General features: G+C 73.1%; 11 protein-coding genes and 1 pseudogene. 5 read left to right on the forward strand and 7 right to left on the reverse strand.

The features are described from left to right. Positions 1-177 precede the first annotated feature (177 nt). Entirely contained in the window at positions 178-2091 is a 1914-nt protein-coding gene (locus ACZ6NC_RS38850) for a sensor histidine kinase (RefSeq protein WP_465738612.1), read from the reverse strand. After that, positions 2081-2797 (reverse strand): response regulator transcription factor, encoded by a 717-nt coding sequence (locus tag ACZ6NC_RS38855; protein ID WP_465738613.1) that lies wholly within the window; start codon positions 2795-2797, stop codon positions 2081-2083. Before ACZ6NC_RS38855 ends, ACZ6NC_RS38850 begins: the two co-directional genes overlap by 11 nt. Positions 2798-2988: 191 nt before the next feature. On the opposite strand from ACZ6NC_RS38855, the gene ACZ6NC_RS38860 reads away from it, so the two are divergent. Continuing rightward, on the forward strand, positions 2989-3996 hold the full coding sequence (locus ACZ6NC_RS38860) for a M28 family peptidase (protein ID WP_465738614.1): 1008 nt from the start codon (positions 2989-2991) through the stop codon (positions 3994-3996). A gap of 23 nt (positions 3997-4019) precedes the next feature. Continuing rightward, positions 4020-5444 (forward strand): M1 family metallopeptidase, encoded by a 1425-nt coding sequence (locus ACZ6NC_RS38865; protein ID WP_465738615.1) that lies wholly within the window; start codon positions 4020-4022, stop codon positions 5442-5444. Positions 5445-5584: 140 nt separating this feature from the next. Here the strand turns inward: ACZ6NC_RS38865 and ACZ6NC_RS38870 are convergent, their stop codons facing one another. Both ACZ6NC_RS38870 and ACZ6NC_RS38875 read right to left on the reverse strand, forming a co-directional pair. Beyond that, the gene (locus ACZ6NC_RS38870; RefSeq protein WP_465738616.1) at positions 5585-7066 is read right to left on the reverse strand and encodes a cytosine permease; all 1482 of its coding nucleotides are present in this window, start codon (positions 7064-7066) and stop codon (positions 5585-5587) included. Positions 7067-7383: 317 nt separating this feature from the next. After that, positions 7384-9471, reverse strand: coding sequence for a HelD family protein (locus tag ACZ6NC_RS38875; protein WP_465738617.1), 2088 nt, complete (start codon positions 9469-9471; stop codon positions 7384-7386). 267 nt (positions 9472-9738) lie between these two features. Between ACZ6NC_RS38875 and ACZ6NC_RS38880 the strand changes: the two genes are divergently transcribed. Then, positions 9739-10197 carry an SRPBCC family protein gene (locus ACZ6NC_RS38880; protein ID WP_465738618.1) on the forward strand — a complete coding sequence of 153 codons (459 nt, stop codon included), beginning with the start codon at positions 9739-9741 and terminating at the stop codon, positions 10195-10197. A gap of 4 nt (positions 10198-10201) precedes the next feature. On the opposite strand, the gene ACZ6NC_RS38885 is transcribed toward ACZ6NC_RS38880, so the two are convergent. Beyond that, positions 10202-11494: a cytochrome P450 gene (locus tag ACZ6NC_RS38885; protein WP_465738623.1), complete on the reverse strand. Its 1293-nt coding sequence runs from the start codon at positions 11492-11494 to the stop codon at positions 10202-10204. A gap of 559 nt (positions 11495-12053) precedes the next feature. Between ACZ6NC_RS38885 and ACZ6NC_RS38890 the strand changes: the two genes are divergently transcribed. Next, positions 12054-12626, forward strand: coding sequence for a transposase (locus ACZ6NC_RS38890; protein ID WP_465738619.1), 573 nt, complete (start codon positions 12054-12056; stop codon positions 12624-12626). Here the strand turns inward: ACZ6NC_RS38890 and ACZ6NC_RS38895 are convergent. Next, positions 12511-13422, reverse strand: coding sequence for a S41 family peptidase (locus ACZ6NC_RS38895; RefSeq protein ID WP_465738620.1), 912 nt, complete (start codon positions 13420-13422; stop codon positions 12511-12513). The two genes, ACZ6NC_RS38890 and ACZ6NC_RS38895, sit on opposite strands and share 116 nt — an antisense overlap. Positions 13423-13479: 57 nt before the next feature. Here ACZ6NC_RS38895 and ACZ6NC_RS38900 point away from each other — a divergent pair, with 57 nt between their 5' ends. After that, entirely contained in the window at positions 13480-13986 is a 507-nt protein-coding gene (locus ACZ6NC_RS38900) for an ArsR/SmtB family transcription factor (protein WP_465738621.1), read from the forward strand. Positions 13987-14141: 155 nt separating this feature from the next. On the opposite strand, the pseudogene ACZ6NC_RS38905 reads toward ACZ6NC_RS38900, so the two are convergent. Continuing rightward, positions 14142-14402: pseudogene (locus tag ACZ6NC_RS38905) on the reverse strand (transposase); the annotation flags it as partial. Positions 14403-14550 lie beyond the last annotated feature (148 nt).

Here is a 14550-nt window from a genome sequence, read left to right on the forward strand (position 1 = left end):
GGGGCCCTTTCCCCCCCCCCCTCCCCCCCCCCTCCCCCCCCCCCCCCCCCCCCCCCCCCCCCCCCCCCCACGTCAGGAACCACGACCGCGGCCTGACCCGCCCGAACCCGCAGATCTGGCCCAGCGCAGCGCCGGTGGGACCGGCCCCGGGGAGATCCGACTCCCGCCCGGCCCCGCTCAGTTGCCCAGGTCCGCAGGGGCGAGGGGGAGGCGCACGGAGAACACCGACCCCGCGCCCGGAGTGCTGACCACGCCGGCGGTGCCGCCGTGGAGCTCGGCGAGTTTGCGGACGATGGCGAGGCCGAGGCCGCTGCCGCCGGTCTGCCGGTTGCGGGACTTCTCGGCCCGCCAGAAGCGCTCGAAGACCAGGGGAAGATCCGCCGCGGCGATGCCGCTGCCGGTGTCGGCGACCTCGATGAGCAGGGCGTCCTCCTCGGTGCGGGTCCGCAGGGTGACGGCGCCGCCCGCCGGGGTGTGCCGGACGGCGTTGGCGACCAGGTTGCCCACGGCCTGGCGCAGGCGCACCGGGTCGGCGAAGACCTCGGGGGCGGCGCCCGCCCCGGCCGCTTCGACGGCCAGGGCCACGCCGGCCGCCTGCGCCCGGGCGCCGTGTGCGGTGGCGACCTGGGCCAGCAGGTCCTCGGCGTCCACGGGTTCGCGGTGCAGGGCCAGTTCGCCGGCGTCGGCGGCGGCGAGGTCCCGCAGGTCGTCGATGAGGTGCTGGAGCAGCAGGGCCTCTTCGAGCAGTGAGCCCGTCAGGGCCCGGTCGGCGGTGGCGACGCCGTCCTCGACGGCCTCCAGCCAGCCGCGGATGTTGCTGAGCGGGGCGCGCAACTCGTGCGCGATGTCACCCACCATCGCCTTGCGCAGCTCCTCCAGTTGGCCGCGCCGCTCGGCCATGGCGTTGAAGGCGGCGGCGAGTCCGGCGATCTCGTTCCGGCCGGTCACGTCCACCCGCGCCGTGAGGTCCCCCTCCGTCATGCGCCGGGCGGCGTGGGTGAGCGCGTGCAGTGGCCGGGAGAGGCGCCGTCCGACCGCCGCGGTGATCGCCACGGTGACGACCAGCACCAGGGCGGCGACCTCGGTGACACGGCCGCGGTGGGTGGCGGGCAGGGCGGGGGCCGCGTCCCCTGGGCCGCCGGGGGCGCCGACGAACAGGAGCAGGGGCGGCGCGACGTACTGGACGAGTTGCTGCCGGCGGGAGTTGGTGAGGCAGGCGGAGACCGCCTGGTCCTGCTGCGGGTCGCGGGACGGGGTCCAGTCCAGCCCTGGGGAGAGGGTGACGGGTCGGATCTGCCGGCGTTCCAGGCAGGCGTTGACCAGCGCGGTGAGGTCGGCGAGTGCGGCGCTCTCGGTGCGGGTCGGGGCGTCCAGCACCACGGGGGACGAGCAGCGCACGCCGACGGCGCGGTCGTCGGCGACCCGCAGATGCGGTCGCCCGGCCAGGTCGTCGGTGACGGTGGCCTCGATGCCGAGCACCGACCGCAGACAGTCGGCCTGCTTCAGCAGGGCGTCCTCAAGGGTCGCGCGCTCGGCGGGGGTCAGCCGGAAGGGGCCCACGGCGCGGGCGTCGATGCGGTCGCTGGGGGCGCCGGGCAGCATGGCGAGGTCGACGGAGAGCGGGTCGACGATGGTGGTGGGCGTCCGGGGCAGGGCCGTCCGGTCGGCGGGCGCCGCAGCGGTGGTGGCGGGTGCGGGAGCGGTGGCGGGTGCGGCAGGTGCAGCTGCGGCCGGAGTGGCGGGTGAGGTGGCAGTGGCGGGTGTGGGCGACGGCCCCGGGGCGGCTCCGGAGTCGAGGACCGGTTCGAACTGCGGTGTGGCCAGCACGATGCGCTGCCCGGTGGCGGCCGCGAGCCGCCGTACGGTCTCCTCCGCGCCGCTCCAGTCCGGGTGGGTCGCGGCGTAGCCGAGCAGCTCGTGGTAGATCCGGGTGTGGTCCGCGATGGCCTGGGTCTGCTCCTGTTTGATCGCGCCCGTGGTGGTGCGGGCGGCCAGCCAGGCCGTCGCGGCGATGGAGCAGAGGGAGACCAGGGCGGAGAGGGCGAGCAGCCGGACCAGGAGGCTGCGGCGCAGCGGGGTGTCACGACGCACCGCGCGGCCCCTCCGCGAGCTTGTAGCCGATGCCGTACACCGTCAGGAGGCTGGCGGGGCGGCCGGGTTGCGGTTCGATCTTGCGGCGAAGGTTCATCACGTGGGTGTCGACGGTGCGGGTGGTGATGTACCGGTCGATGCCGTGCAGGTGCTCCAGCAGCTGGGCGCGGGTGAAGACCCGGCCCGGCTGGGCGGCCAGCACCTCCAGCAGCCGGAACTCGGCGGGCGTGCAGCTGACGGGCCGTCCGTCCGCGGTGACCTCGTGGCGCAGCGGGTCGACGGTGAGCGGCCCGACGGTCAACGCGGCCGGTGGCGCGGGGGGTTGCTGCCGGGGCAGGGACGGGGAGCCGCGACGCAGCAGGGCGCGGACGCGGGCGACGAGTTCGCGGGGGCTGTAGGGCTTGGTGAGGTAGTCGTCGGCGCCGAGGTCGAGCCCGAGCAGGAGGTCCTCCTCGGTGGAGCGGGCGGTCAGCATCAGCACCGGCAGGACGGACTCGGTGCGAAGGACGCGGCAGACGTCGAGCCCGTCCATGACGGGCATCATCACGTCGAGGACCAGCAGGTCCGCCGGGCCGCGGCGGGCCTGTTCCAGCGCGGCGCGGCCGTCGTGGACGACGACCACCCGGTGCCCCTCGCGTTCCAGGTACAGGCGGATGAGGTCGGCCTGCTTGGGATCGTCCTCGGCGACCACGACATGTGCGCACATGAGGATGATCGTAAGTCGCACCGGGGAGCCGTTCGGCGGGGCGGCCGGACCTGGGCGGCCGCGGACGGGATCCGGACCGGACCCCGACCACTTCACGACGGCGTCCCGACAACTTCCTGACATCGACGGGCCAGTGTGACGGAGTCCGCCGGGGCCGTCGCCCCGGGTCCTCAGCGGAAGGTCCTCGTGTGATGCCGTCCCCTCGCCTGCTGTCCCTCACCACCCGTGTCCTCGGGGTGGCCCTGCTCCTCTCCGCGCTGCCCGCCGCCGCCACGACGGCGGCGGCCGTCGGGAGCCCGCAGACGGCCGTCAACGTGCAGGCGCCCGCCGGCGCGCAGTCCCCCGTCGCGCCGACCGTCGCGGAGAAGGACGTGATGCCGCATCTGCAGGCCCTGCAGCGGATCGCCGACCGCAACGGCGGCAACCGCGCGCACGGCACCCGCGGGTACACGGAGTCGGTGGCCTACCTGCGGCACCTGCTGAACCGGGCCGGCTTCCAGACGGAGCTCCGCCGCTTCTCGTACGGCGGCGCAACCGGCTACAACCTGATCGCCGACTGGCCGGGCGGCGACCCGAACCACGTGCTGCTCTCCGGCGCCCACCTGGACAGCGTCGCCGCGGGCCCGGGGATCAACGACAACGGCTCCGGCGCGGCGGCCGTCCTGACCACCGCCCTCCAGGTGGCCGAGGCCCGGCTGAAGCCCGCGCGGCACCTGCGTTTCGCCTGGTGGGGGGCGGAGGAGGTGGGGCTGGTCGGTTCGGCGGACTACGTCCGCAGCCTCTCCCCCGGTGACCGGAAGGCGATCGACGTGTATCTCAACCTCGACCAGGCGGGCAGCAAGAACACCCGGCAGTGGCTCGTGGTGCACGATGACAAGCACGGTGAGGCCGCCGCTCAGCAGGCGTTCGAGGCCTGGTTCGCCGCCCGGGGCCTCGCCACCTTCGACATCGGGGTGGGTGGTTCGGACCACGAGTCGTTCGGGAACGCCGGCATCCCGTCCTCCGGCTTCAGCACCGGCATCTCGGACTGCATCCACAACGCGTGCGACACCCTCGCCAATGTCGATCCCGCGACGGAGACCACCAGCACCAACGCCCTGATCGGAGTGGTCTGGCAGCTCGCCGCCACCACCCCCGCGGCCGCCTCCTCCCCCTCCTCCCCCGCAGCCCCTTCCTCCCCCGCCGCTGCCCGGCCCTGACCAGCCGCACCCAGGAAGCAGAGATGCGCAGACTACTGAGCCCCCGCCGCCGGACCACCGCCGTGCTGGCGACCGCGGCCGCCCTCGGCGTCGTCCTGACCGCCGCCCCCGCCGCGGGCGCGACCGGGATCGGGGACCCGTACTTCCCCGAGGACGGCAACTCCGGCTACGACGTGGCACATTACGACGTCCGGATCGCCTACGACCCCGCACGCACCGACCACCTGGACGGCGACACGACCGTCACCGCCCGGGCCGCCCGGGCGCTGGACCGCTTCGAGCTGGACCTGAAGGGCTTCCAGGTCGACTCGGTCACCGTGAACGGCGCACCGGCACGGTCGTTCTCGCGCTCCGGGGCGCACAAGCTGGTCGTCGAACCGGCCCGCCGGGTCGCCCGGGGCAGCACGTTCGCCGTCCGGGTGCAGTACGCCGGCGCACCCGACGCCGAGGGCTGGCACCCCCTGGCGGGCGGCGGCGCGCACGCGGCCGGCGAACCGCACTCCGCGACGTCCTGGTACCCGTCCAACGACCACCCGTCCGACAAGGCCACCTTCTCACTCACCGCGACCGTCCCCGACGGCTGGACCGCCGTCGGCAACGGACGGCCGGGGCCGACCACCGCCTCGAACGGCCGGACGACCTTCCGCTGGAACGAGGACCGGCCGATGGCGACGTATCTGAGCACGGTCGCCATCGACAGGTTCACCGTCAACCGGGCGGCGCTGCCCGACGGCACACCGGTCATCACGGCGTACAGCCCCGGGGTCCCGGTCGACGCGGCGGCGGAGGCCGAACAACAGGACATCCTGGCCTTCCTCGCCTCGAAGTTCGGCCCGTACCCGTTCTCCTCGGCGGGCGCCGTCGTGGTCGGCTGGCCCGCCCCGCCCGCCAACCGCGCGCTGGCCCTGGAGACGCAGAGCCGGCCCACCTACGCCGGCGGCCTCTTCGACGCCGACGTGGTCCACGAGAACGCCCACCAGTGGTTCGGCGACAGCGTCTCGTTCACCGACTGGCGCGACGGCTGCATCGCCGAGTGCTTCGCCCAGTACGCCAACCAGCTGTGGGACGAGCACAAGGGCGCCAACCTCGACACCGGCTTCTACGCCGGTGTGGTCGCCGCCAACAAGGACAACCCGGCGTACTGGTCGACGAGGCTCTACGACCCGGGGCAGGGGAAGGAACTCGCCCCCGCCCTGTATTTCAAGGGCTCGTTGATGTTGCACGCCCTGCGGCGAACCGTCGGGGACGACGCGTTCTTCGACACCCTCCGGCGCTGGACCCGGGACCACGCCTACGGCAACGCCTCGTTCCCGCAGTTCGAGTCGCTGGCGGCGAAGGTGTCCGGCAAGGACCTCAAGGGCTTCTTCGACGCGTGGGCCCACGGGACGACCATCCCGCCGCACGAGTACCTCTACCCGGGCGGCCTGGCCGCACCGGCCGGCCGGTAGCCCCTGGGGGGACCGGTAGCCCTCCGGGGGCGGCGCCGGGGCGGGACCAGCACCGGGGCGGGACCAGCCGGCGCCGGTCCCGCCCCGGTGCCGCCCGGTTGGCGATGGTCGGGCTCAGCAGTCGGGCTCAGCGGTCGGGCTCAGCGGTCCAGCGAGGCCGGTGCGAGCGATGCCCCGGTGCCCGTCACCGGGGCCGCCGGCCGGCCCGCGCGGCCTCGGGAGGACCGCGACAGCAGCACGTAGAGCGCGGCCGCGAGCGCGCCCGAGAGGACGAAGCTGAGGTCGATGCCGCCGGTCAGCGACAGCAGCGGGCCCCGGTAGACGGGCGTGTCGACGGCGCAGAGTCCGACCGCGCTGCCGGCGGCCCAGGCGACGGCGGCCGGGACGTTCCAGCCCGCGCGGTACCAGTAGATGCCGCCGCGGGTGCCGTGGTTGTAGACCTGCAGCGACTGCCGGTCGTAGTCGCCGCGGCAGCGCCGGTGGCCGATCAGGGTGATGACCGCCCACGGCGTGCCGATCGCGGTCAGCACGAGGACGAAGGAGGTCACCGCGTCCTGGGCGCTCCAGACGAAGTGGCCGAGGAAGACCAGCACGGTCGCCACCGCCGCGACCACGTAGGTGGCCTGCCGGCGGGTCGCGCGGGGCAGGATGGCGTCCAGGTCGAGGCCCATGCTGTAGAGCATCAGGCCGGTGTTGCCGGCGCTGCCGAGCAGGCCGTTGAGCAGCAGCGGCAGCAGGATCCAGAACGGGGCGCCCTTGATCAGGCCACCGACGTAGTCGTTGCCCGCTCCGGTGGCGACGGCGGTGAAAGCGCCGAACAGCTGCGGGATCAGCAGGCCCAGGAAGAGCCCGGCGCCCGTGGCCCAGAGCACCCGCTTGCCGCTGTGCCTGGCCGGGGAGACGTAGCGGGTGTAGTCGCCGAGCAGGGTGATGAACGCGATCGGGCCGCTCAGCCCGGCCGCGACCACCGCCAGCAGCCAGGTCTGCCAGAAGCCGCCGAGCAGGTACTCGCCGTGCGCGGAGCCGTTGAACTGCGGGGCGAAGGCGAAGAGGCCGGCCAGCAGCAGCGCGCCCATGGCCCACATCAGCACGCGTTCCATCTTCAGCAGCAGCTGGTAGCCGAAGACGGCCGCCGTCGCGCTCAGCGCGGCCAGCACGCTGTAGGTCACCACGTACGAGACGCCGCCGGTCGGCAGCCCGAGCAGCCGGTTGAGCGCGCCGACCACCACGTCGCCGCCGACCCAGAGCGCCAGGGCCGTGTAGCCCAGCGACAGCAGCAGCCCGATCACCGAGCCGAGCAGCCGCCCGCGGACGCCGAAGAAGGCGCCGGAGCTGGTGGACAGGTTGGTGGCGGTGCGCAGCGACACCAGGGCGAGGGGCGCGGTCAGCACGATGCCGAGGGCGGTGCCGAGGATCAGGGAGGTGGCACTGGCCCAGAAGGAGAGGCCGAAGGAGACCGGGAGCCAGCCGAAGACCACCACACCGAACGCGAGGTTCGAGCCGACCAGGATGGACAGCACATCGCGTGGCGTACTGGTGCGCTCGGCCTCGGGGATGGTGTCGACGCCGTGCTGTTCGATCAGCGCGTGGCCGCCGGCGGACGGAGCTTGGGACATGTGCATCGTCTTCCTGGTGCTCGCAGCGGCGGAACGGGGAGGGGATCGCCACTGGCTGCCGGCGCGGACCAGGCCGCGCCAACCCATCCATGCTTCGTGCCGGCGGCGCGCGGGAACACCGTCCGATCCTCCACCGCGCGGCGCCGAGCGGCCCGGCAGAGCTGTCGGGTGCTACGGCCGGCGCCGATTCGGACACCGAGCGTGCGCACCCGACCGCACAGCGCTGGCCGATCGTGCGGTGCTGCCCGACCGTGCAGCGCTGCCCGGCCTCGCAGGGCTGCCCGGCCTCGCAACGCTGCCCGGTCGAAGCCGCCCGGGGTGGGTCAGGCAGGTGTGACGGTGACCGTACAGAGGCGCTTGGTGGGCCGGGTCAGGGCGACGTAGAGATCCCGTTCGCCGCCGGGGCGGGCCGCGGTGATCTCCGCGGGATCGACGACCAGGACGGTGTCGAACTCCAGGCCGCGCGCCTGGGAGGCCGGGACCAGGCGTGCCCGGTCGGCGATCCCCGCGGCGGCCAGCTCCGGGATCCTGGCGTCCGCGCAGATCACGCCGGCCAGTTCGCCGGGGTGGGCCCGCGCCTGGGCGTCCAGCTCCGCGGCGAGCACGGCGGTGAGGGCGTCCGGAGCGGCGGTGAGGGTGCGGGGCGCCTCACCGTGGCGGATCGAGCGGCTCGGGGTCTGGCCGGGGGCGATCTCGGCGAGCAGCTCCCGGGTGGCGGCCAGGATCTCCTCGGTGGTGCGGTAGCTGACGGTCAGGGTGTGCAGGGCGAACCGCGTGCCGAACTGCGGGGCCAGCGCCTCCTCCCAGTCGCGCGCGGTCGTCGCCGGGCCCGCCTGGGCGAAGTCGCCGACCAGCGTCATCGACCTGGCCGGGCACCGGCGGCCGACCATCCGCCACTGCATGGCGGTGAACTCCTGCGCCTCGTCGACGACCACATGCCCGTACACCCGCTCCGGGGCGCCGTCGACCAGGGCGGCCGCCTCGTCCAGCAGCGGCACGTCGGCGTCGGTCCACGGGGCGTCCGGGCCGCGCAACAGGCCGGCCCGCTCCTCGTCGGTCAGCTGCGGCAGGTGCCGGGCGAGCAGGTCGGGGCTGCCCAGCAGGGCGCGGACGACCTCCCCGGGCACCAGGCGCGGCCAGAGCTCCTCCACCGCGCGATCGACCCCCGGGTCGTCCAGCAGGCCGGCCCGGGCGGCGTCCGCGTCGAAGCCGTCGGCGGGGTCCGGGGCCGGCGCCTCATCGAGGCCGAGGCGGCGCAGGTCCGAGGCGGCGACGCGGTCGAGGTCGATGCCGGTGAGCTGGGCCACCTGGGCGTCGATGAGTTCCAGCGCCTCCAGGGCGCCGCGCTCCATCGCGTCCGTGACGGCGTCGGCCAGGAGCTCCTTGAACACCTGGCGGGCGCGGTTGTGGCCCAGGTCGAGGCGGGCGGCCGCGTCCCTGGCCCTGGCCACCTCGTCGTCGTCCAGCTGCACCCACTCCTGTCCCGCCCGCACGGCGAACCCGCCCGCCGGTGCCTGCCGCGAGCGCACCAGGCCCGCCAGGGCCTCGGCCAGCACCGCGCCGCCCTTCAGGCGCGCCGCCCCGGCCGGCTCCACGGCGACGGGCCCGACCCCGGCCAGATCCGCGCAGGTCGCCAGCACGACGTCGTTCTCGCCGAGCGAGGGCAGCACCTGGGAGATGTAGTCGAGGAACCGGGCGTTCGGCCCGAGCACCAGCACACCGCGCTCGGCGGCCTTCGGGAACGCGTACAGCACGTAGGCGGCCCGGTGCAGCGCGACCACCGTCTTTCCGGTGCCGGGCCCGCCCTGAACCACCGTCACCCCCCGGTGCCGGGAGCGCACGATGGCGTCCTGCTCGGCCTGCAGCGTGGCGACCGCCGCGCCCATCCGGCCGGTACGCCGAGCCTGCAGGGCCTCGGTCAGCGGGCTGTCGCCGACGACGTCCTCGTCGGTGGGGGCGGAGCCGTCCAGCAGCTCGTCGCTCACGCCGACGACCGAACCCCGCGCCATCCGCAGGTGACGCCGGCGCCGCAGGCCCATCGGGTGGACGGCGGTCGCCTCGTAGAACGGGCGGGCCGCGTCCGCGCGCCAGTCCACCAGCAACGGCAGGTCGCTCTCGTCCACGTGCAGGCCGATCCGGCCGATCCGCAAGGAGAAGCCGTCCCCGGCGTCGATCCGGCCGAAGACCAGCCCCTCCCGCGCCCCCTCCAGCCGGCGCACCTCGGCGGTCAGGCGCCCGGCGGCAAGCTCCCGCTCGTACGTCTCGCCGGCACTGCCGGCCGGCGCCGCCAGCACCTGGACCAGCTCCGCCCGCGCACCGGCGAGCCGTTCGTCGAGCAGCCCGTACACGGCGGACACCTCGGCCCGCTCTGCCTCCACCACAGCTGCGGCACCATCGTTGACCTGCGACAAAACAGGGCCCCCTCTCACGTTCAAGCCACCACTATGCGGCCGAACCCCTTCGAACGTAAGGCTTGACTTGGCCGCTCGAAGCTGGCCTGCCGCACTCCGCGTACGAGACGCCGCCACCGGCGTTCTGACGATCCATCAGCAGTAGGTCCGCACTATGGCGCGCATCACAGCGGCGGGTTGTCACGCTTCACCGGCGCAGGGCGTCTCCCTGGCGCACAAGGACGGCAACCAAGCGCCACGCCCGCTCGACCGAGGAGGACAACCGCCATGGAAACCATGACCGTCGAACGCGTCATCGACGCACCCATCGAGGACGTGTTCAGCTGGCTCACCACGACCACCAACTACACGGCCTCGCCGCTGGTGCTGCGCTGCCGGCTCACCCGGCGCGGCAACGGCGCGCCCTACGGCGTCGGTGCCGTCCGCAGCCACCTCTGGCTCATCGGCTGGTTCAGCGAGCGCATCACCCACTACGACCCGCCGTACGCCACCGAGTACATCGTCGAACGGAGCCTGCCGCCGTCCCGCCACGAACTCGGCCGCATGACCTTCACCGAGGTCGACGGCGGCACCCACGTCCGGTGGATCACCCGAGCCGAGATCCCCCTCCCCCTGCTCGGCGCCCCGCTGACCCGCCTGGTCGCCCGGCCGCTCATCACCCGCGCCTTCCGCACCATCCTCGACGCCGCCGCCACCGCGCTGTCCCCCGGCCGCCCCCGGGCGTGAGCACTCAGCCGGACTGCCGCCACCGCACCTGCAGTCGCTTGAGACCGTTCTGGAAGTTCGACACCATCCGGTCGGCCGCCGCGCCCGGGACCAACGCCAGCCCAGGCAGTCCGGTGACGACGTGCCGCAGCATCGCCGTCATCTGCAGGCGCGCCAGCTGCGCGCCGACGCAGAAGTGCGGGCCGTGGCCGAAACTGACGTGGTCGTTCGGGGTGCGGGTGAGGTCGAAGCGGTCCGGGTCGGGGAAGACGGTCTCGTCGCGGTTCGCGGAGGCGTGGTAGACCACCACCTTCTCCCCGCGCCGGATCCGCCGGCCTCCCAGCTCTACGTCCAGGGTGGCGGTGCGCCGGAAGTCCAGCACGGGCGGCCAGTAGCGGAGCATCTCCTCGACCCCCGAGGCGATCAGCTCCGGTCGCTGCAGCAGCAGCCCGTACTGCTCGGGGTGGGTCAGCAGCGAATGCAGGCCCCCCGGCAGGGCGTTGCGGACCGTCTCATTACCTGCGACCGCGAATAGGAAGAACATCGTCTCGAACTCCGCGGCGCTCAGCCCGCCCTCCCGCATCCGCGCCAACAGGCTGCCGGGGCGCGGCCGTTCGGCGAGGGCGTGGGCGTAGGCGAACATGTCGGCGAGGGCGGCGCGGGAGCGGGGGTTGACCGGGCGGCCGTCCGGGGTGGTCCAGGTGGTGGGGCGGTGGGCGAGCGCGGCGCGGCCGAGGTCGGTCAGGCGGGCCGGGTCGGTGGTGCTGGAGTGGGCGTAGTCGGCGTCCTGGTAGCCGATCACCCGGTTCGCCCAGTCCTGCAGCAGCTGCCGGTCCTGCTCCGGCACCCCCATGATCCAGGCGAGCGTCCGCACCGGCAGGTCGGCGACGAGCCGGACGACGTCCGTCTCACCCTGCGCACGCACCTGCCGGACGGTGTCCGCAGCGTGCTGTTCGATGCCGGCGGCCAACTCGCGCAGGGCGCGCGGAGTGAACGCCCCCGCGACGATGCGGCGCAGCCGGGAGTGGTCCGGCGGGTCCTGGTTGAGCATCATCGTGCGGGCGAACTCGAGGTCCGTGGCGGAGTCCGGGTCCCGGATCTGCGTCGCGCCCAGGTGCGAGGAGAACAGCTCCGGACTGCGCAGCACGTGCTTCACGTCCGCATGCCGCAGCACCGCCCAGTACCCGGGCCCCGCCGGCCAGGCCCCCACCGCCGGCTCCTCGACCCACCACACCGGCGCCGCCGCCCGCAACTCCCGGAAGAGCCCGTACGGCACCCCGTCGGCATAGGTCTCGGGAAGGAAGATCCGGTTCACCATCGCCTGGTCGAGCGTCACACCGACCGACCGTACGGCAGCGGCCGACCCCGCGCCAGGACGCCGCACGGACCGAACCACGCTCTCGACGCCGACGTTGTTCCGGCTCGCACCTCGCACGTCCTGGAACGAACTCCCCATGCTGCGAAGAAACTCTGAGCAGCTCTGTCTCCAGAGCTTCGGCGTAGTCGAATGGTGTCCGGTTCATGAAGGTCTGTCGGGTGGGAAGCCCTGGGAGTAAGACAGTGCCGGACAGCCCCGGATCCCGAACTGGAGAAGAGGTACCACCCGTCATGAACGGGGACGTGCATCTGCTGGATCCGCTGGCCCCGGCTTTACGTCGTGATCGAAGGCGTCCGGTACGAGGTCGAACCGGCCGTAGCCGACAGTCCGGTCAGCGCGCTGTCCCGCGCGTGGTGCGCTGGCTGTGGGGGTCGAATACATGTACCCCTTCCGGCGCGTCACGGTGCAGAACCGTGCTGTAGGACGTACGGGGTTCGCTCGGGGCGTTTCTTTCCGATCATCGGATCGTTGGTCTGGGCCTGCCGCTGACTGACGCGCAGTGGGCACGGATAGAGCCGTTGTTGCCGGACCGGACGCCGAGACGGGCGGGCGGTGGCGTGATCACCGGCAGGTGATCGACGCGATCGCGTGGAAGTTCCAGACTGGCTCGCAGTGGGTGCACCTCCCGGCCGAGTACGGCTCCTGGAAGGGCGTCTACACCCGGCTGCGGAACTGGGCGATCGACGACACCTGGGAGCGGGTTTTCACCGCCCTGCTCACTCAGGCCGACGCCGAGGGCGACCTGGACTGGGTCGTCTCGGTCGACTCCACGATCGTGCGCGCGCACCAGAACGCGGCCGGGGCCCGTCAAAGGGGCCCCGGCCGACGAACCCGCCCACCACGCCATCGGACCCTCGCGCGGTGGGCTGTCCACGAAGATCCACCTTGCCGCGGACGGCCGCTGCCGCCCGCTGTTTCATCTGGTCCGCCCGCTCATGCAAAAGAATTGAAAGGGCCTAGGTCAAGTGCGCCACGGCCAGGGGCAGCACGCGGTCGAGCGCCGCCTCGGCGTCGCACAGCACATCGGGCCGGACGCCGGTGCCCTCCCAGTTGGTGCCCGAGACCGGGTTGACCGCGCGGGCGATGGGCACGCTGAGCTCCAGGTGCGGGTGCACCGTCCAGCCCTCGCGCGGGTGCGCGCCGCCCCGGGTAGCCTCCCCGACAACCTGGGCGCGCCCGAGCTGCTGTAGGTCGTAGGCGAGTTCCTCGCCCGCGGAGAAGGTGTTTCCGCTTGTCAGCACGTAGAGCGGCTTGCTGCCGCCGAAGCGGGCACCCGGTACGAACGGGGGCGTCCAGGACTGCTCGGCCACCTCCCCCTGCCGCGAGAGCATGGTGTTGAGGTGTGTCCGGCCGTCGAGCAGGTAGCCGCATATGAAGGCGACCGTGTCCGGGTCGCCACCGGTGTTGCGGCGCAGGTCCAGGATGAGGGCGCGGGCGGGGGCCACCAGTGAGAGCGCTGCGGCCAGCGGCTGCGCCGCCCAGTCCAGTGGGAACATCTTGGGTGCGATCTCCAGGACCGCGACGCCGTGGTCGAGGAGCTCCACGCGCGGAACACCGCTCAGGGAGTCGTCGAATTCCCTCCGCATCGCGGCGAGTGCCGCCGCGCCCTGCTCAAGCGGCACCGGCACGGCGTGGTACTTGAGGGCCAGGTGCAGGTCGCCGTTGACAGACCGCAGGTCCGCGGTGACCGCTTCGGCCAACTCCTGGGCGGATGCGACTTGGTAGGAGCCATCGGCACTCCGGCGCCGCAGCAGGGCGGCCAGTTGCCGGGCGGCATCGGGGAAGACGTAGTTCTCGCAGACCAGGTCGGCGATCGACTCGACGACGGCGACGGCGTCCAACGCGGGTGGCGATGTGGTGGAGGTCATGGGAGGGAGTAGACCAGCGGCTTGTCAGAGCGTCAAACGTACTTAACGCTTGATCTGGTGAGCCACCAACCAGACAAGGGCCTTCAGCCGATCAGCACGCCTCTGCAGCACACCGCACTCGCCCACCCCCTGCGCCAGCGCCTGCTCTTCGCGCTCAGTGGCCGGCCGTCGACGATCAGTCGGCTCGCCGCGCAGCTGGGAGTGAACAAGGGCAGCGTCTCCCACCACCTCAGAGTGCTGTGCGAGGCGGGGCTGGTCCAGGACGCGGGAACGCGACGGGTGCGCGGCGGCACCGAGAAGTACTACCGGCGGACCGCCGAGCGACTCCTCGTCGCCGAACCGCAGCCCGAGGGCACGGCCGCGCTGCTCGGCGCCGTCGCCCAGGAGTTGGACCGCTCACCCGCCGACCACCTCCTGACACTGCGCCACCTCCGGCTCAGCCCGGCCAACGCAGCGCGGCTCGCCGAGGCGCTGGCCGGACTGGTCGACGAGACGGAGGAGGATTCGGAAGGCGAGCCGGTGCACGGCCTCTTGGTGACGCTCTACCAGCAGGCCGGGACGTAGGGTCGGTCTGCTGAAGATCGTGTTTGCGGTACGACCAGTAGTGCTTTGTCAGGTGGTGCCGTAGGTCTGCCATGGGGTGGGTCGTCGGCATGTGGGGCAGTGGCCGGTCCAGGTGGCGATGAGGTGTTGGAGGAGGTCCAGGGTCTGGTGGGAGGTCAGACCCCGGCCTGGGCTTCTGGGGCGGAGCGCTGTTCGGTGAGGAACGGGTGGGCGGCGCTGACGAGGGTGACGTGGCGGTGCCAGCCGATGTGGGAGCGGGCCCTCGAAGTGATCCAGGCCCAGGCGGGTCTTCAGCTCGCGGTAGTCGTGTTCGATCCGCCAGCGTGACTTCGCGAGTCGGACCAGGTCCTGGCGGGGATGTCGGCGGGCAGGTTTGAGATCCAGTAGTTGACCGGCTCCACCTCGTTCTCGGGCCACGGGGCACGCGCACCGAGCGGAAGCCAATCGGGCACTGGTCGGGCACGGTTCGCCGGTCGAGGATCGTGCTCCGGCCCCCACTCCCCTCGTGGTGGGGGCCGGAGCGGGCCCAAGTCGCGCCGACGAGAGAGAGCATGCCAACGGGGA

The sequence above is a fragment of the Kitasatospora sp. NPDC041988 genome (genome assembly GCF_055588525.1).